This is a genomic window from Campylobacter sp. Cr9, assembly GCF_020138295.1.
GTDB lineage: Bacteria > Campylobacterota > Campylobacteria > Campylobacterales > Campylobacteraceae > Campylobacter_E.
On sequence record NZ_JACGBH010000004.1, the window covers coordinates 37,809 to 55,884 of the forward strand.

At 26.8% G+C, this 18,076-nt stretch carries 16 protein-coding genes, 2 tRNA genes and 1 pseudogene; 1 reads left to right on the forward strand and 18 read right to left on the reverse strand.

The window, feature by feature from the left end; translation table 11 throughout:
* Positions 1-6 precede the first annotated feature (6 nt).
* Together AVANS14531_RS02910 and AVANS14531_RS02915 are read right to left on the reverse strand one after the other, a co-directional pair.
* Positions 7-882 carry a hypothetical protein gene (locus AVANS14531_RS02910; RefSeq protein WP_336611273.1) on the reverse strand — a complete coding sequence of 292 codons (876 nt, stop codon included), beginning with the start codon at positions 880-882 and terminating at the stop codon, positions 7-9.
* Positions 883-888: 6 nt separating this feature from the next.
* Positions 889-1,109, reverse strand: a pseudogene (locus AVANS14531_RS02915) (helix-turn-helix domain-containing protein).
* A gap of 144 nt (positions 1,110-1,253) precedes the next feature.
* On the opposite strand from AVANS14531_RS02915, the gene AVANS14531_RS02920 reads away from it, so the two are divergent.
* A complete protein-coding gene (locus AVANS14531_RS02920; protein WP_336611274.1) occupies positions 1,254-1,910 on the forward strand; it encodes a DNA alkylation repair protein in 657 nt (218 codons plus the stop codon).
* On the opposite strand, the gene AVANS14531_RS02925 is transcribed toward AVANS14531_RS02920, so the two are convergent.
* The 16 genes from AVANS14531_RS02925 to nuoI all read right to left on the reverse strand — a co-directional run bounded on the left by AVANS14531_RS02925 (position 1,907) and on the right by nuoI (position 18,074).
* Positions 1,907-2,569: an anaerobic ribonucleoside-triphosphate reductase activating protein gene (locus tag AVANS14531_RS02925; protein WP_336611275.1), complete on the reverse strand. Its 663-nt coding sequence runs from the start codon at positions 2,567-2,569 to the stop codon at positions 1,907-1,909. The two genes, AVANS14531_RS02920 and AVANS14531_RS02925, sit on opposite strands and share 4 nt — an antisense overlap.
* Entirely contained in the window at positions 2,566-2,703 is a 138-nt protein-coding gene (gene nrdD / locus AVANS14531_RS02930; RefSeq protein ID WP_275583449.1) for an anaerobic ribonucleoside-triphosphate reductase, read from the reverse strand. The genes AVANS14531_RS02925 and nrdD overlap by 4 nt, the downstream gene beginning before the upstream one ends.
* Positions 2,700-4,775 (reverse strand): ribonucleoside triphosphate reductase, encoded by a 2,076-nt coding sequence (locus tag AVANS14531_RS02935; protein ID WP_442862392.1) that lies wholly within the window; start codon positions 4,773-4,775, stop codon positions 2,700-2,702. Before AVANS14531_RS02935 ends, nrdD begins: the two co-directional genes overlap by 4 nt.
* 261 nt (positions 4,776-5,036) lie before the next feature.
* Positions 5,037-5,879, reverse strand: coding sequence for an EamA family transporter (locus AVANS14531_RS02940; RefSeq protein ID WP_336611276.1), 843 nt, complete (start codon positions 5,877-5,879; stop codon positions 5,037-5,039).
* 1 nt (position 5,880) lies between these two features.
* Positions 5,881-7,014, reverse strand: a complete 1,134-nt coding sequence (nhaA, locus tag AVANS14531_RS02945; protein ID WP_239817860.1) for a Na+/H+ antiporter NhaA — start codon at positions 7,012-7,014, stop codon at positions 5,881-5,883.
* A 216-nt stretch (positions 7,015-7,230) separates the two neighbouring features.
* Complete coding sequence (locus tag AVANS14531_RS02950) at positions 7,231-9,069, reverse strand: Lnb N-terminal periplasmic domain-containing protein (protein WP_336611277.1); 1,839 nt, start codon at positions 9,067-9,069, stop codon at positions 7,231-7,233.
* Positions 9,070-9,510 (reverse strand): DUF3015 family protein, encoded by a 441-nt coding sequence (locus AVANS14531_RS02955; RefSeq protein ID WP_239817858.1) that lies wholly within the window; start codon positions 9,508-9,510, stop codon positions 9,070-9,072.
* 67 nt (positions 9,511-9,577) lie between these two features.
* Positions 9,578-9,654, reverse strand: a tRNA-Arg gene (locus AVANS14531_RS02960).
* 23 nt (positions 9,655-9,677) lie between these two features.
* Positions 9,678-9,768: transfer RNA gene (locus AVANS14531_RS02965), tRNA-Ser, on the reverse strand.
* Positions 9,769-9,819: 51 nt separating this feature from the next.
* Complete coding sequence (locus AVANS14531_RS02970) at positions 9,820-12,141, reverse strand: tetratricopeptide repeat protein (protein WP_336611278.1); 2,322 nt, start codon at positions 12,139-12,141, stop codon at positions 9,820-9,822.
* On the reverse strand, positions 12,141-13,460 hold the full coding sequence (locus AVANS14531_RS02975; RefSeq protein WP_336611279.1) for an NADH-quinone oxidoreductase subunit N: 1,320 nt from the start codon (positions 13,458-13,460) through the stop codon (positions 12,141-12,143). The genes AVANS14531_RS02970 and AVANS14531_RS02975 overlap by 1 nt, the downstream gene beginning before the upstream one ends.
* Before the next feature lie 9 nt (positions 13,461-13,469).
* Positions 13,470-14,846: a complex I subunit 4 family protein gene (locus AVANS14531_RS02980; protein WP_239817855.1), complete on the reverse strand. Its 1,377-nt coding sequence runs from the start codon at positions 14,844-14,846 to the stop codon at positions 13,470-13,472.
* Positions 14,839-16,638: an NADH-quinone oxidoreductase subunit L gene (gene nuoL, locus AVANS14531_RS02985; protein ID WP_336611280.1), complete on the reverse strand. Its 1,800-nt coding sequence runs from the start codon at positions 16,636-16,638 to the stop codon at positions 14,839-14,841. The genes AVANS14531_RS02980 and nuoL overlap by 8 nt, the downstream gene beginning before the upstream one ends.
* Positions 16,635-16,913, reverse strand: a complete 279-nt coding sequence (gene nuoK, locus AVANS14531_RS02990; RefSeq protein WP_239817853.1) for an NADH-quinone oxidoreductase subunit NuoK — start codon at positions 16,911-16,913, stop codon at positions 16,635-16,637. Before nuoK ends, nuoL begins: the two co-directional genes overlap by 4 nt.
* Complete coding sequence (locus AVANS14531_RS02995) at positions 16,910-17,419, reverse strand: NADH-quinone oxidoreductase subunit J (RefSeq protein ID WP_239817852.1); 510 nt, start codon at positions 17,417-17,419, stop codon at positions 16,910-16,912. Before AVANS14531_RS02995 ends, nuoK begins: the two co-directional genes overlap by 4 nt.
* Positions 17,412-18,074, reverse strand: a complete 663-nt coding sequence (gene nuoI, locus AVANS14531_RS03000; protein ID WP_239817851.1) for an NADH-quinone oxidoreductase subunit NuoI — start codon at positions 18,072-18,074, stop codon at positions 17,412-17,414. Before nuoI ends, AVANS14531_RS02995 begins: the two co-directional genes overlap by 8 nt.
* Positions 18,075-18,076 lie beyond the last annotated feature (2 nt).

Consider the following 18,076-nt stretch of genomic DNA (forward strand, 5'->3'; position numbering starts at 1 on the left):
AAATTCCTATTTCAAATTCTTGATTTTTAGCATTGCTAGAACATAAACTAAGACAAATGAATATAAGAATAACATCTTAATAAATTCATAAAAAACGCCGTATCTATCAAAGCAAATTATATGAATATAAAAAGCTATAAAAGATATTAGAGTAATTGTTTTTGCAATTGTTCTAAAGCCTAATTTATAGCAATTTAATAAATAAAATATATCAATATAAATAATAGGCATTATTAAAATAGCAATGTAATAAAATAGCGTTTTAACAATAAATATATAATCCCTAAAGCCTTGATGAAATAGCTCTAAACAGAAAGGAATAAGCATAAGTATAAATAAACACAAGCTAAAAATAATTATCAAATTAGGCTTACTAGCACTTGTTTTAAAATCAAATGTCAAAAAATACACTAAAGAATATTTAGGATTAGCTTCATTAAAATGCCTTTCTTTTATAAAAGCTATTAAAACAAGCAAAATACTAAGCAAAACCAAAGCATAAAATGAATTAATTGCACAAAAAGATAAGAAAACAAGCAAAATTGTAATTAATAATTTTAAAGTCTTATTTTTTGTAATTGAATTAAGCCTTTGTATCACACAAGTTAAAAACACTATAAACATAGCAATTGTAAAGTTTTGATTTAAACTATTAAATATTATTTGATTATAAGCAAGTGCGACATCACGAAAATCCACACTAAAAATTGTAAAATTTGCTAATACTAAACGCACAAACCTTGAAAACTCTATCAAAAAATAAAACAAGCTAAATGCTAAAATCGGAAAAACAAAAATCATAAAGGCATACGAACGCCTACTCATAGTAGCTCTTAAATCAAAATTAGCTACATTAATCAAGGCTTCTTTTATAAAATTCATCTTCGCCTACTCCTTTAATAATTCGCAAATATCTACACCTAAAACCTTGCTTATATTATACACATGCTCTAGGTTAAAATGCTTGCCGTTTTTGTTGTTTTCGCAATTTGAATAAAAGGCAATTGATTTTATTCCTATATTTAAGGCCAATTCTAGTCGGTTCTAATTCTTTTAACATTACTTGATACAAGCTTATAAAATCTTTCTATTTCTTCAGTATTTTTCATTCATTATCTTATATAAAAATTTAACATCTAGCTTACAATACACTAAATAGATTTATTATACTTTGTGATTTTGATTTAGCTTTTTAAAAGTCAAATTCCTATTTCAAATTCTTTTTTTATTATAATCAGCAAAAAGGAGTGTTGATGAAAGAGATTTTAAAGACTTATATAGATAAAGATTATAAAGCATTTCATGAAAGGCTGGTGTTTACAAAATACGAGATTTTAGGAATTCGCTCAAATATTCTTAAAGATTATGCGAAAAATCTTCAAAAAGAAAATAAATTTGATGAGTTTTTTCAAAACTTTTTAAAAGATGAAAAATTTTATGAATACTTGCAAATCATAGCCTATGGGATAAATTATGAAAAAGATTACAAAAAAGCCTTAGATTATACGAAAAAATATCTTAATTTCGTAGATAATTGGGCGAATTGCGATACTTTAGTTCCTAAAAGCTTTAAAAATAAAGACCTAAAACCTTTAGCAAATGAATTAATTAGCTCAAATCATACTTATAAAATCCGCTTTGGGATTTTGTGCTTTATGAAATTTATTACTCCAAATGAAGGGCTAAAAATAGTTTTTGATATAAAAAGCGATGAATATTATATAAATATGGCTAGGGCTTGGTATTTTCAAGTGATGATGGTAAAGGATTTTAATCTTACTTATAACTTTTTAAGTGCTAATAAACTAGATGCAACAACTCTTAAAATGACCTTGCAAAAATGTCGTGATAGCTTTAGAATTAGTAAAGAAAATAAAGAAAAATTGAAATTCCTAATTCAAATTCTTTAAAAATTTCTTAAAACGAATTCATCATTAAATATGCTTAAATCTATTAATTGCAAACTTTGTTTTAAGTTTGCAAGATTTTTATAATCTTGAAATTTTTGTAAATAATATTTGTTTTTATAGCCTGATTTTCTTAAAAACTCATGCATATTTAAAATATCGCTAACACTTAGCAAGTCATAATGCCAAGTAGTTCTTATTTCAAATTCCACACCACTATTATTAAGTAAATCTAAAGTTTGCTTAAACTCATCAAAATAATCAAGCCCTGTTAATTCATATAATTTTTCTTTAGGTGCTTTAAAATCAATAGCAAAATAATCAGCCAAATTATTATCTAAAATGCTCTTTATTACCTTAGGATTTGAGCCATTACTATCAATTTTACACTTAAAATTAAGCTCTTTTGCAAGGCTTAAATATTTTAATAAATTAGGTGATTTCGTGCATTCTCCACCACTAAAAACAACCCCATCAAGCAAAGAAATCCTACTTTTTAAAAAGTTTTTATATTCGCTAAAGCTAATATTTGCTTTAGTGCTTTTTATAATTTCTTCGTTATAGCAATATTTACACCTTAAATTACAACCTGATAGCCAAACTATGCAAGATAAATAATCTGGATAATCAATTATGCTAAATGGGGTTATATCATAAATCATTTTATCTCGAACATTTTTCTTTCTTTATGTTCGCCTTTTTTTCCTAGATTAAAGCTTTCTACGGGTCTGTGATAGCCCATAACTCTTGTATAAACCATACATTTTGTTCTTTTTTCATTATCTATTGTCTTCATCTTAACTCCTTTTCTATAATTTCTTCATCGCACTTAGGACAATACTCATGCTCGCCTGCAATATATCCATGAATAGGACAAACGCTAAAAACAGGCGTAATTGTAAAATACGGCAAACGATAATTACTTGCAATTTTTTTCACTAAATTTTTGCATACATTTTTGTTTTCTAATTTTTCTTTCATATAAAGATGAAACACCGTTCCACCTGTATAAGCACATTGTAATTCATCTTGCATATTTAAAGCAAAAAATGGATCATCTGTATAATTTGCAGGTAATTGCGTGCTGTTTGTATAATAAATCTCTTCGCCATTTCCTGCTTGAATAATGTCATTAAATCTTTTTTTATCTTCTTTAGCAAAACGATATGTAGTTCCTTCTGCTGGGGTTGCTTCAATATTGTATAAATTACCTGTTTGAGCCTGAAAATGCTTGATTTTTTCTCTTATATAATTTACTAATTTTAAACAAAAGCTTTTGCCAAAATCTGAACTTATATCATAAGTATCATTTGTGTAATTTCTTAGCATTTCATTAGCACCATTTATTCCTATGGTAGAAAAATGATTATTAAAGCTTGGTAAATATCTCTTAGTATAAGGATAAAGCCCCCTATCATACATTTTTTTAATGAAAGCTCTTTTTAACTCAAGGCTATCACGTGCTAGCTCTAATAACTCATCTAAGCGTTTATAAAGCCCTATTTCATCGCCTTTATACAAATACCCAAGTCTAGCAAGATTTATAGTAACCACACCTATACTTCCTGTCATTTCTGCACTTCCAAAAAGTCCGCCACCACGCTTAAGCAATTCTCTTAAATCAAGTTGCAATCTACAACACATTGAACGAACTGCATTTGGTTTATAAGCGTTTTCATCTTCTATTTTATTGCCAAATTCGTCTAATTTGTATTGAGAACCTATGAAATTTTGAAAATATGATGAACCCATTTTCGCAGTATTTTCAAAAATCGCATCAGCAACATCGCTATCAAAGTCAAAATTTTCGGTTAAATTAATAGTTGGGATAGGAAAGGTAAAAGGCTGATGTGTTCTATCTCCTTCGCTTAAAACTTCATAAAAAATCTTAACAATTCTTTGCATTTCTTCTTCAAAATCGCCGTAAGTAAGCTCAAGAAGTGAGTTTTTGCCACGCTCTTTTGCTAACTTAAGTAATTCTTCATCATCTATGCCTTTAAAAAAATGAATATCGTTTGAAGTTGGAAATTGATTTTTTAAATCATCAGGACAAACAATATCAAGCGTAATATTTGTAAATGGACTTTGTCCCCAACGAGCAGGAACATTTAGGTTATAAACAAAACTTACTAAATCCCTTTTAATCTCTGCATCATTTAATTTATCTTTAAAAACATAAGGCGCAAGATAGGTATCAAAACTAGAAAACGCTTGAGCCCCTGCCCATTCGCTTTGTAATATTCCTAAGAAATTCGCCATTTGCCCTAAAGCTTCTTTAAAATGTCTAGGTGGTTTGCTTTCTACCCTACTTCTTACTCCGTTAAAACCTTCATTAAGCAATACTCTTAAGCTCCAACCAGCACAATATCCACTAAGGCAATCTAAATCATGAATATGAAAATCAGCATTCCTATGCGCTAAACCTATTTCATCATTATAAACATTATCAAGCCAGTAATTTGCAATAACTTTTCCCGCTGAATTGTTTATAAGACCTGCATGAGAATAGCCTGTGTTTGAGTTTGCTTGTATTCTCCAATCGCTTCTTTCAATATATTCGCTAATAGTAGCTGAACAATTTATGTAAGTGCCAAAATCCAAGCTTTTTTCACGGCGTAATTTTCTTGTGTGTCTATATAACATAAAGCTTTTTAAAACTTCAAATTCTCTAGCTTCAAATAAGGCTTTTTCAATTTTATCTTGAATGTTTTCTACGCTTAAAAGTTCATCTTTTTCACAATCTTTAATAAGTGCTAAAATTAAATCTTTTGAAGCTTCTTTGTTACAACTTGCGTAAGCTTTATTTATAGCTTGCTCTATTTTATATGCTTTAAAAACTTCCTTTAAACCATTTCTTTTTAGTATCATTTTGATTGTCCTTTTTGTAATGAATATTTTCATTTTAGGCTTTAAAGTTAAAGAAAAGTTGCTACTAAGTTAAGCAAAAATCAAAGTGAAACATTAAAGTAAGAAAAGCAAAAGTTTAATTTTTGTAACGATTTATTCCACCGAACTTTTGCTTATTTTGATAATTTTAATTTTAAGATAAAAAATTTTACTTTAATTATAAAAGTTTTTCTAATTCCTAATCTAAATTCTTTAAGAATTAAGAAATAGAAATTAGCTATTTTATTTCGCATAAAATTTATGAAAAATTGCTGCAATTATCATTAATAAACTTCCTAAAGCAAAATTATAAAAATCAATATCAACCTTAAAAAATATCAAATTAACAAGTATTGCAACAGGAATAATCGCATTATTCATAAGTGCTAGCGTGCCACTATTTACTAAGGTTGCTCCTTTATTCCAGCAAAAATAACCTATACTTGAAGCAATTAGTCCTAAATAAATCAAAGCTAAATATGAATTCAAATCACTTGGAATTTTGCTAAAATCTCCTAAAATCAAAAAGGCAATTAAGCTAACAATACAAGCACCTAAGAAAAAATATCCAAAGATTTCTTTATGAGATTTGATTTCGTATTTTTCGCATACTATTTTATAAAGACTTTGAGCAGCCCCAAAAACAATATTTGCAGCTTGAATTAACAAAAATCCTTTTAAAAAATCGCTACTTATTTCGCCTTGTTTGATTATAAAAGCTCCTAAAACACTTATGCTAATACTAATTAGATAAAAAGCTCTTAGTTTTTTAGAAAACAAATCATAAAACAAACTCACATAAAAAGGCGTAAAAATAGTAAAAAGTGCAACTTCGCTAACACTTAAAAATCTAAAAGAATTGTAATAAAACAAATACATTAAGCCTATTTCTAAGCTACCTATTAATATTAAAAGCAGTTTTAATTTGTTAAAAATATTTCTATTTAAAAGTGGTAAAAATACCAAAAACGCTATAAAAACTCTAATAAAAATAGCAAAATAGCTATCCATTTTGCCACTTATAAAATATCCTATAATAGGAAAAGAAAAAGCCCAAATAAATGTAGTAATCCATAAATAAAACAAATCATGCCGCCTTAAATCTAAGATATAAAAAGCCAAAAATAGCCGAGCAACAACTTGCACTTAGCACTGCTAATTTAGCACTATTAAAAATATCTGCATTTCCTTCAAATACCAAAGTATTTATAAAAAAACTCATTGTAAAACCTATTCCTGTTAAGATACTTGCTCCATATAAAATCTTTTTGCTAGATGGCAAGGTAGCTCCAAATTTATTTGCAAGCAAGCAAAATCCAAAAACACCTAATTGCTTACCTAAAAATAAGCCAAAAAATATTCCAAAAAATACACTATTTAAATTGCCTAAACTAAAATCAAGCAAAACTCCTGCATTAAATAATGCAAAAATAGGGAGTATTGCGTAATTTACATAAGGTGTTAAATCGTGCATTATTTTTTCTAAAAACTCTTTATTGTCTTTAGTTTTGAGTGGGATAAAAAAAGCACATAACATTCCTGCTAAAGTTGTATGAACTCCGCTTTCTAAAACGCACACCCAAATAAAAGCACCTGTAATTAAATAAAACATCTTATAAGTGCAATGAAAAAAATTGAGTAATAATAAAACAAAAACTCCAATAGACGCTAAAACCAATGATATATATAAAAGCTCATTTGTATAAAATATAGCAATTATAATAATTGCTGCAATATCATCAAAAATTGCAAGGCTTAATAAAAACACTCTAACGCTATTTGGAACATATTTTCTTAAAATTAGCAGTATAGCAACAGCAAAAGCAGTGTCAGTTCCTGTCGGAATTGCAAAGCCACTTAATTTATAAGAATCATAAAAATTAAAAAGCATATAAATAATAGCAGGAACTAAAATACCGCCTATTGCACCTGCAACTGGTAAAATTCTTTTTTTATTAGTATCTAATTCTCCACATAAAATCTCTTTTTTAACTTCTAAACCAATCCAAAAGAAAAAAATAGCAATCAAACCATCATTAACCCATAAAAATAAAGGTTTGCTTAGCGAATAATCAAGAAAACTAACAGACGCTCTAGCATTTAAACTTGCATCATAAAACTCGCTAAAAGATGAGTTTTTTAAAACAATTGCCAAAAAAGTCATAAATAATAATAAAAAAGCCGGTAAAAGTTCTTTGTTTATAGCTTGTATTTTCATCATTCTCCTTTTAATAAATTAAATAAAACATTCATAAAATGCTTGATTTAAAACACAAAAAGGATATTTTTCATACTAATTAAAAAAAATTAATAAAAGTTTCTATTAATAAAAATTCTTAATTAAAAAATTAAAAAAATAAAGCGAATAATAAAAATCCTAATTCCTATTTCAAATTCTTTAAAAAATCTTTGGAATTTGAAATAGGAATTTAAAATATTAAAAATAATAAGCAAGTCCTAATTCATAGCTTTCATTGCTATGTTTAATTCTTTTATAATCAGTAAAAATCGCAAAATTTTTAAATATTTTTGAATGAGTTTTGATATTAAAAATATCTAAATTATTATTTTTATAAAAATTTTTTTGATATATAAAGCTTAATTTATTTGTTTTATAAGATAACTGAAAAATAATTTTATTATTAAAATTAATGCCCTTTTTATAAAAATCAAAACCACTTAAAATTGATAATAAATAAAAATTATTAGAAAAAGTAAGCCCGCCTAAAGTTTCTAAATTAAAATAATTTTTATCCAAAACTTCATCATACGCTAGTTTTATCGTAAAGCTTGGTTTGTGATTTATGTAGTTAAAATCAGATAAACTTGCTAAATTTAATAAAGTAAAATTATCAAGTTTTAATCTCTTATTTAATTTAACTTTAGTATTAAAAAACTCAACTGCAATTCCTTTGTCAAAACCAAAATCATCTTCATAAATATCATGAATAGCTGCTCTTAGGTTTAAAAAAATATTATTATTTTTATCATAAGAAATTGCAATTTTGCTTGGATAATTTGAATAAATTATGCTTGTTTTTTCAGGTATTTTTGGTAGTTTATCAATATTTGCTTTTGATAAAAAACTTGATATTTTGTGGGTTGTATTTTTGTATTCTTCTAATGGTATTTCACTTTTACTTGCATAATAACTGCTTAATTCATTTGCTAAAGCTAGGGTTAAATAATCATTATTTGGCTCTTGTTTGTTTAAGGCTATTTCTTTTGCTTGTTTAATTTGCTTATACGAAAGATTATTTGCTTGAGTTAATATAGTATTTAATTTAGAAGCTCTGTAATGATAATTTGTTATTAGTTCTTTTTCATTCATTTTTTGAATAGTATTGCTAGGAATTATGGTGTAAAAAAAGCTACCTCTTAAATTTAAATTAGGCTTTGCATTTTCTAAAAGCCATAAAATATTATATGAGCAATTTTTATTCAAAAATAAATAAGTTGAAGTTGTATCTTTTATCTCCCATAAATGCAAAATTAATCTACGAATTTCATCTTCATTTAAAGCTAAATCATACTCATAAAGGTCCCTATTTTCACTATCTTTGTAAGTTTTTAACATATCATAATATGGTTTTAAAGAATACTTACCAACATATCCACCAAATAAGCCTTTGTATGCAAAAGCAATAGCATTCTCACTTTTTTCATCAACGTCAGCAGCCCAGTTGATAGCATAAGAAATAAGCCTTGAGTTATAGTTAGAATTAATAAGTAAAAATGTATGTCCAAACATAGAAGCAGGAGAATTTAAATAAGCTGCTGGATAAACAATACTTACTGATTTTGGATTTATGTATTCAAAAAAATTATTTAAATCAGAACAATTTAATTCTTGCGTTCTCTTAATATCTAAGTATTTTTCTAAAAATAAAGCCCTTAAAGGATATTTACATATAAAATGCAAATTATCATTGTCATTGCTAAATAAAATAGCTGAGTTTTCTTGATTTAATTTTATTTTCTTATTTAAATAATATTTTTTATCAATAAAATAATGAAACAAACTCTCGTAAAGCTCATTTTTTAAATCTTTATTTGAATAAAAAAAATCTTCATTAGTAATCTCACTTTGATTGTTTGAATAATGTAAAAGATTTTTCCATTCTTTATGTAAATATAATTTGTTTGTATCTATTGTATTTAAAAGTTTTAAAAAATATTCTTGAGAAATATTTAACTTCGTAAAATCATAAGATAGATTAAAATCTTGTGCTTTTATATAAATACAAAAGCACAAAAAAACTAATAGCTTTTTCAATTATAGAGCTGAAGCTTTGTCTAAAACTTCAGAGCCTACAACATTACTTGAATTATAAACTGCAAGATAATTAGCTCTTAAATTAGCCTTAAAACTTTCTACATCGCTTACTTCTAATAACTCCGCTAAAGTATCTAAATGCTCGCCTGTTCCTAATGCAGCCTCATTTGATAAAGCATCAAGATTAGCATTTACAAAATTAATAGCTTTTTCATTATGAACTAATCTTGCTTCTTGGCAATTTAAAGTTCCTGTTGTAATACCAAAAGTTTGATTACCAAAAGTACTATTTGTAGTAGCTTGTAATGCATATAAAATAGCTGAATCAGGATTTTTAATGATTAATGTTCCTAAACCACATCCTGTTTGAGTATTTGCACCAGCAAATAAAGAAGTACTAATAGCACCAACAACAAATAAAGAACCTAAAAGTTTCTTCATCTTATCTCCTTTTTAAACAAAAATTAAATGAATATTATAAAATTGTAAAATAAACAAAGATTAAAAGTGGTGCGCCCGAAGGAATTCGAATCCCTGACCTTTTGAACCGCAATCAAATGCTCTATCCAGCTGAGCTACGAGCGCATAAAATAAGTTGTTTGAAAAAGTGGCGGACAGAGAGGGATTTGAACCCTCGAGCCCCGATTAAGAGCTGCACCCTTAGCAGGGGTGTGGTTTCAGCCACTCACCCATCTGTCCTTGATAAGTAAAACGCATATTATATATTTTAAAAATTAGTTTTAGCTTAAATTATTCCAAAACTTGTAATTTTTCATCACATAAATTTTTCCATTCACCACTTCTACATTCTTTTAAAGCTTCTTTTGCTTTCATAAATTCTTTTTGTTCTATTAAAATTCTTGCTTCTTGATATTTTGCATAGCTAAATTCATCATCACTAAGCTTTAATTTATATAAATCAACCAAGATTTCTTTTGCTTCTTTTAAGCGATTTTTATTAATTAAAGCATCAATAGTAATAAACTCAATCTTAGGACTATATAAATTAACTCCTAAATAATTTTGTATATCAATAGCTTTCATTCCATAATTAATAGTTGAAATATCCAAATTATGACGCTTAAAGTATTCTAAAAACTCATCATACACCTCAACTAATCTTAAGCCTTTGCCATATTTTTCTAGTTGTTTTAGAGCAAAAATAGCATCGTTATATTTGTTTTGTTTTAAAAGCGCTAAAGATAAATAATAATAAGCATCAAAATACTCATGATTTTTGATTTTAAATCTTTTATTTAAAATAGAATGAATTGTTTTTTCTACTTCTTTGTAATTTTGCTTAATATATAAAATCTTAGCTTGTTGTATTCTATAAAATACTAAATCTTCATTTTCAAATTTTAATGCAAAATCTAATGCTAAATCTTTTTCTTTCTTGCGATCTAAACATTCTAAATATTTTTTCTTGTTTATAATAAACTCATCACTTACAAAATGATAATTTTTAATATAATTTAAAACATCATCACAATCATCGTTATTTAGAGCAATATTTAAAAGTTTTATTAAACTTTCTTTATATAGATTTATTAGCTCTTCATTCTCACTATCTTTAATTTTATCTTCTAATTTAAGTATTTTTTCATAATCTTGCTCTTTAAATAATAATTTTACTTCTTCATATAAAGCTCTTTTTGAAATATTATTATCATATTTAGCCATTAAAAAATTATAATATTCATGTAATTTAAAGCTGTCTTTTTCTTCTTTTTCAAAATATAAACTATCAATAGTTTCATCAATTACATTCATATATTCGCCATTAGGGAATATTTTTTTATATTCGTTTAAATACTCATCAGCTTTTTTGTAATCATTATTTTTTGCTAAAGATACTGCAAGATTTTTTAAAATTCTTTCATAATAATTATCTAATTTGCTTGAGTTTTTAAATAAAAATTCATATATCGGAGCACTTATGTCATACATTTTTTCTTTATAAAAATCATCAGCCAATGCTAAGGTTTTTTCCTTATCTTCTAATAAAAACTGCTCATTTGCATTAAATACCTTTAATACAAATTCTTTTGCTTCCTTTGCTTTATTGTGATTTATATTAATTTTTGCTAATGAAATAGCTGCTTTACTTGCAAGAACTGCATCATCTGAGCTAAATAATATATTATTATAAATTATAGTAGCAGCATCTCTTTTGCCGTGAGATAGTAAAAAGTCTGCGTAATTTAAACTTGCTAATTTTGTATAATAAGAGTTAGGATGTTCGTTATTTAATATATCAATGAAATATTCTGCATCACTTCTTTGCTCAAGTTTTAAATAAGTTTTTATCATCATTTGTAAAATTTCTGCGTAATTTTCATCGCTAGGAAATATTCTTATATAGTTTTTAGCACTTGTAATTATTTCTTCACTAAGGCTTGTATTCACATTTAATAAATTAAACATAGCCCTAATTCTATACAAATAAAACTCACTTATAAAAACACTATTTTTATATTTTTCTAAGGCTGTATTACATAAATCAAGCAATTCTTTATATTGTTTATTATCATAATATTTTTTAATACTTAAATACGCATTTATGTCGCTATTATCACTGATATTTACTGGATTTTGATCTAAATCTAAACCTTCTATAAAAGGAGTTTTTAAATCAGGAAAAATTACATCAAAATCTAAACCATTAGGACTTAAATGACCTTGCGGATATTGATAAAACACAAAGGTATAATTTTTTGATTTATTTTTATTACTTGAAAAAACTATATTATTCTCATAAAGCTTTTGCTCGCTATTTATTATAGATACATTAGTTTTTGGATAAATATATATATCTAACTTATCTTTTTTATTTTGAAATTCTAATTTAAATAATGATAAGTCTTGATTAGCTAATAATCTTGATTTACCCTTAACGCTACACTTAATATATTGTTTTAAATTCTCATCATGCAAATCATCACATGTTATATCGGTATTATTTTTAATATGTAGAACTGAAATATCTTTATTAGCTTCTTTGCCTGTGTTTATAAATAATTCAAAAGAATACAAATAAACAAAAGAGCAAAGAAGTAATAATTTTTTCATCAGCTAATATAATCTAAACCTAAACTTGCTACAAATGAAGCAATAACTGCTAACACAAATGCTATTTTTTGTGCGTTATTAAAATATAAAAATCCTATTTCTTTATCAGCAAAAATAGCTTTTATAAATCTTAAATAAGCAAATAGCATAATAATTGAACTAACAGCCATACAAATAGCTGCATAAATATTTACATGAAGTGCAATATTAATAACTCCTACTTTAGCAAAGAATACTCCAAATGGCGGAAGTGCTGCTAAGTTAAGCAGTAAAATCACAATACAAATTCCAAGTAATGGATATTTTTTAAATACGCCTTGCAAATTATCATAAGAACTATCCTTAAATGCTCCTAAAAACATAAATAAAGCAATATTTACAAAAGCAAAAGTTAAGAAATAATATAAAAACATACTAGCTGATAAATCAACAAAAGCTAAAGTTGAATAAGCAAAAGATGAATGCGAAACAGAACTATATACAAGCATTAATTTAGCATTATCTTGCTTTAGCGACATAACACTAGCAAATAGCATAGAAATACAAGCAATGATTAAAACAATTTCACTTACATTAAAGAAATTATCAAAAGAACTAATAAATCTAAATGCAAATACCATCATTGCAATTTTTGGAACAATTGAAATAAATCCAGCTAAACTTGAATCAGCCTTTACATAAACATCTTTAAGCCACATATGAAGTGGAGCGATTGATAATTTAAATAAAATTGTAAGACCTACCATTACAAATGATAAAACACCTGCCGTGCTAACAACTTGTAATGTTCTTAATTCTAAACTTGCACTATCAAAGTAATACATAGCAGAACCCATAGCAAAAAATGCTGAGCCTAGCATTCCGTAATTAAAATATTTTAAAGCTCCATCTATTGCTTTTTTCTTAAATGCTATTAAGCTATAAAGAGCTAAAGATGAACCTTCAAGAGTTATAAACGCTACGATTAAATTATTTGTGCTAACCATAAAGCTAAGGCATGAAATCATCATTAAAAATAATGCAAAAAACTCGCCTTCATCTGCTCTTTTGTTTGCAAGTAAGAAATAAATAGCCGATAAATAAATCAAAATACTTGAATATTTTGCTAAATCATCATATATAAACAAGCCAAAAAAACTTTGCATATAAGAATCAGTGCTTATTTTACAAACAAGAGCTAAGATAAGAGCTAAAATACTAAGTCCTTTTAAAGCTTTTAAATCAAATTTATAAAATAAACTAGCTACTAGTATAAAACACGCAATAACTATTAATATAAGCTCTGATAAAATCAGTGATACATTTAAATCTAGTTGCATACAAACTCCTTATATAGCAAATTTAACATAATCTAAAATCATATTAGGATTTACTCCAAATACAATTATTATTATTGCTATAAATGTTAAAATCAATACTTGAAAAACGCAAGTGTTTATACTAACATTAGAATTACTTGTGCTTAAAAAGCTCTTTCTAAACATATTTAACATATAAATAGCACCTAAAATAACTACTAAAGTAGCAAATACACCAGCAATCTTGCTTGCTGCAAAAACACCATAAAGAACTAAAAACTCACCCGCAAAGCTAATAGTTAAAGGTAGTGATATTGAAGAAAATAACAATACTCCAAATATAAAAGTCATATAAGGCATAGCTTTAGCAAGACCTTTTAATTCATCTAAATTATAAGTTTTATAATTATCTTTTATAATCTCAGCATAGAAAAACATTGCCCCACTTACAATAGCATGAGCTACCATATATAAAACAGAACCTGCTAAGGCAATAGGATGCATTACAAAAATACCTAAACAAATTATTCCTAAGTGTGAGATTGAACTCATTGCACTTAATTCTTTAAAGTTTTTTGCATTGCTTGCTAAAATAGCTGCATAAATTGCTGAAATTATACATAAAGAATAAATTATTCCGCTAAGCTCACTAATACTAGCAGCAAATAAAGGAACACAAAATTTAATCATTCCAAAAGGAGCCATTTTAAAACTTGCAAGCATTACTGAAACAAAATTAGGAGCTTTTGAATAAGTCTTAATCGCCCAACTATGGAAAGGAAAAATAGGAGCTTTTATAGCAAAAGCTAAGAAAAAGCTTAAGAATAATAAAGTGTTTTCTTTAGCACTTAAATTACTTGTAGAAAAATAACTCATATCAAAATTTAAAATAGCATTATTCACTCTTGCATTATAAGCTAAATAAATCATAGCTACAAGCATAAAAATAGAACCTAAAAACGCAAATACGAAAAACGATCTTGCTAGTTTTGCTTCATTATTTTTAACCATTAAATATAAAAGTGGTAATAATGATGCTTCCCAAAATACATAAAACAATAAAGCATCATTTGCTAAAAACAATCCATTCATACAAGCACTTAAAATCATAGCACTTATTAAAAAATCTCTTTTTTGATTTGAGAAAAAACACATAGATAAAAATAACATTAAATTAGCTACAAATGCTAAAGTAAATGCTATCTCATCTGCTTTTAAATTAATTCCGAAATTAAAAGCCTTAATAAGCGTATAATTAAAAATATGCAAATCTTCAACAATAACATAATAATTAAGGCATAAAATTATGAAAGAAAATAAAATTCCACTAACTTTAACAGCCTTATCATTTATAAAATAAGCACTTGCACCGAAAATCAAAGGTAAAAATATCAATAAACTAAGCATATATCACCACCATTGTTAAAAGTAAAAACGCACAAAAAGCACCTATAAACACTATATGAAGAGTTAGGCTATTGTTTTTGTGTTCGCAACAAATAAGATTAATAATCTTCTTTGGACATTCAAAAATTAAAGCATACAATCCTTCTTCAAAACCTGTTAAAACTTTTGATAAACACTTATAAGGATTTATAAAAATAATCTCATAAAGTTTTGGTATATAGTATTCATTTTCTAAAAGCTTTTTATATTTGCAATTACAAGTTTCTTTAGAGCCGTTTTTATACACAAAAATTGCCAAAACAATACCAGCAATAGCAACTACTAAAGATACAGCTATTAATAAATAATTATGGTGTAATTCTTGCATAGGTATTCTTATAAAATCAAAAAATGAACTATCCCAAAAACCTGAAATAATAGCTAAAACTGCAAGTGGCAACATAGCAAATAGTGCAATAGGTTTTGCTTCATGTGGATGGATATTATGATTTTGTGGAGCAAAAAATACCATCATAATTAGTCTAAAGCTATAAAACGCAGTTAAAAATGCAGTAAATAATAAAACAGCATAAATGCCGTAATGATCGCTTATGAATGCAAAATCTAAGATTTTATCTTTTGAGAAAAATCCTGCAAATGGATAAATCCCACTTAAAGCTAAACTTGCAAGTATCATTAAAACCGCAGTAATCTTCATAGGCTTATATAATTTTCCCATTTTATAAATGTTTAATTCATCGTGCATTGCATGCATTATATTTCCTGCACCTAAGAATAATAAAGCTTTAAAGAATGCGTGAGTTACTAAGTGAAATAAAGCTACTTTATATGCGCCTAATCCACAAGCAACGAACATATAACCTAATTGCGAAAGAGTAGAGAATGCTACAATTCTTTTTAAATCTTTTGCAGCAATTGCCATTGAAGCAGCAAAAAGTGCTACAAAAGCACCCAAACAAGCTATAAAATAACTAACACTTGGAACCAAAGAAAATAAATCATGAGAGCGAATTATTAAATAAACCCCAGCAGTAACCATTGTTGCAGCGTGAATTAATGCTGAAACTGGTGTTGGACCTGCCATTGCATTAGCAAGCCAAGTATGGAATGGAAACTGAGCTGATTTACCCATGGCACCTACAAATAATAAAGCTGCTATTAAGGTTAAAACATTTGGATTTAAAGTTTCGTGAAAATTTAAAATCCCAAAAACTTCCTTATAGCTTAAAGTTCCGAAATTAAAATATATTAAAAATATTCCTAAAAGCATTGCAAAATCGCTAATTCTATTCATAATGAAAGCTTCATTTGCTGCTAGTGAGAATTTTTCGTTTTGATACCAAAATCCGATTAATAACCAAGAACATAAGCCAACGCCTTCCCAACCTACGAATAATAATAAGAAGTTATCACTCATAACAAGAATTAGCATACAAAATACGAATAATCCTAAAAATGCAAAAAACTTGTTAAATCCAGCGTCATGCTCCATATAATAAATACTATAAAAATGAACGCAAGTTGCAACTAAAGTAACAACGCACATCATAGTAAGGCTAACAGAATCTATTAAAAGACCGAAATTAATTCCTAATAAGCCTATCCACTGACCTAAATTTAGATAAAAATTTACATTCATTAAATGATAAAGCGAGATTAAAGAATAAACAAAAGCAAGCAACATCAAATAAGAACAAAAATATCCTATTACCTTATTTTTAGGTGAAAAAGAATAAATCCCTGCAAAAATCGCACTTAATAGCGGTAAAAATAAAACATATAAAACACTCATTTGTAATCTCCAAAATCAAGACTCTTTGTTTGTCTATATTTAATCACACAAAAACTAAGTCCTATCGCAATCTCACAAGCAGCTATTGCCATTATAAATATCGCAAATACTTGCCCATCTAAAGCATTATGTAGCTTAGAAATTGATACAAAAGCAAGATTTGCAGCATTTAGCATAATTTCTGTTGATATAAAAAACATTATTAAATTTTGTCTTCTTAATACCCCAAATAAACCTACTAAAAACAAAATAAGTGATAATAATAAATAATTCATTGCTCATCCTTTATTTTCTTAGCAACTAAAACAATAGCAGCTACTATTACCATCAATAAAATCAATGCAACTATTTCAAATGCTAAAAGATATTTTGTAAATAAAATTATTCCTAAGCTACGAGTATTCTCAAGCTCTTCGCTTACTAATAAGGTTGACTTAGATGAATTAAGTTTAAAACCTAAAGACATAATAACCATAAGAGCACTTGCTAAAATACTCAAAGTAAAAAAAGTCTTTTTATGTTTTAGATTTTCTTTTAATTCTTTACTTAAATCAAAAAACATCATAGCAAAACTATAAAGTCCTAAAACAGCTCCACTATAAACAATAATTTGTGCAGCACCTAAAAACTCAGCACCTAATAAAAAATAATGAGCACTAAGCAAAACCATTCCACAAGCAAGAGAACTAAGAGAATATAAAATATTTTTAGAACTTACAGCTATAACAAAAAATCCCGTAACTAACGCGGCGAAAACATAAAACACAAATAACTCAAACATCTTTTGCCTCTTTATTAGTTTTTTCTTCGCTAGAATTTGAATTAGGAATTAAAGCTTCCCTTTCTTTCATTACATCATAATAATTAGGGGTTTGTTTAACAAACTCATCAGCATCAGCTCTTAAACTTCCACTTCCTTCAAATTCAACTTGATTAATTAAATCATCAATAGGAGTTAATATATCTTTTTTATGAGCGAAATACGCTCTTTGCTCTGCTGCATTTTCATATTCAACCCCATGAACAATAGCAAGCTCAGGGCAAACCTCAGCACAAAATCCACAATAAATACAACGACCAAGATTAATAGAATAATTACTTACAAGCTTTCTTCCATCTTCGCCTAATTTTGTCTCCATTCTAATACAATTTGAAATACAAATTTTTTCGCATAATCCACAGCCTATGCAACGCTCAGTTTCGCTTTCTATAAATCTTTGCAATCTATGAACAGCACGATAGCGATTATCAAGCTTGATTTTTTCCATAGGATATTTAATAGTTGCTGTATTACCCCTTTTAAAGGTTTCGTTTATAATAAATGCTAAACCACTGATTAAGTCAGTATTTAAGCATCTTTTTACACTTCTTATAAATTTTTCATAAGGAGTTAAGATTAGTTTTCTTTTTTCATCTACTACATAATACTTTTTCATAA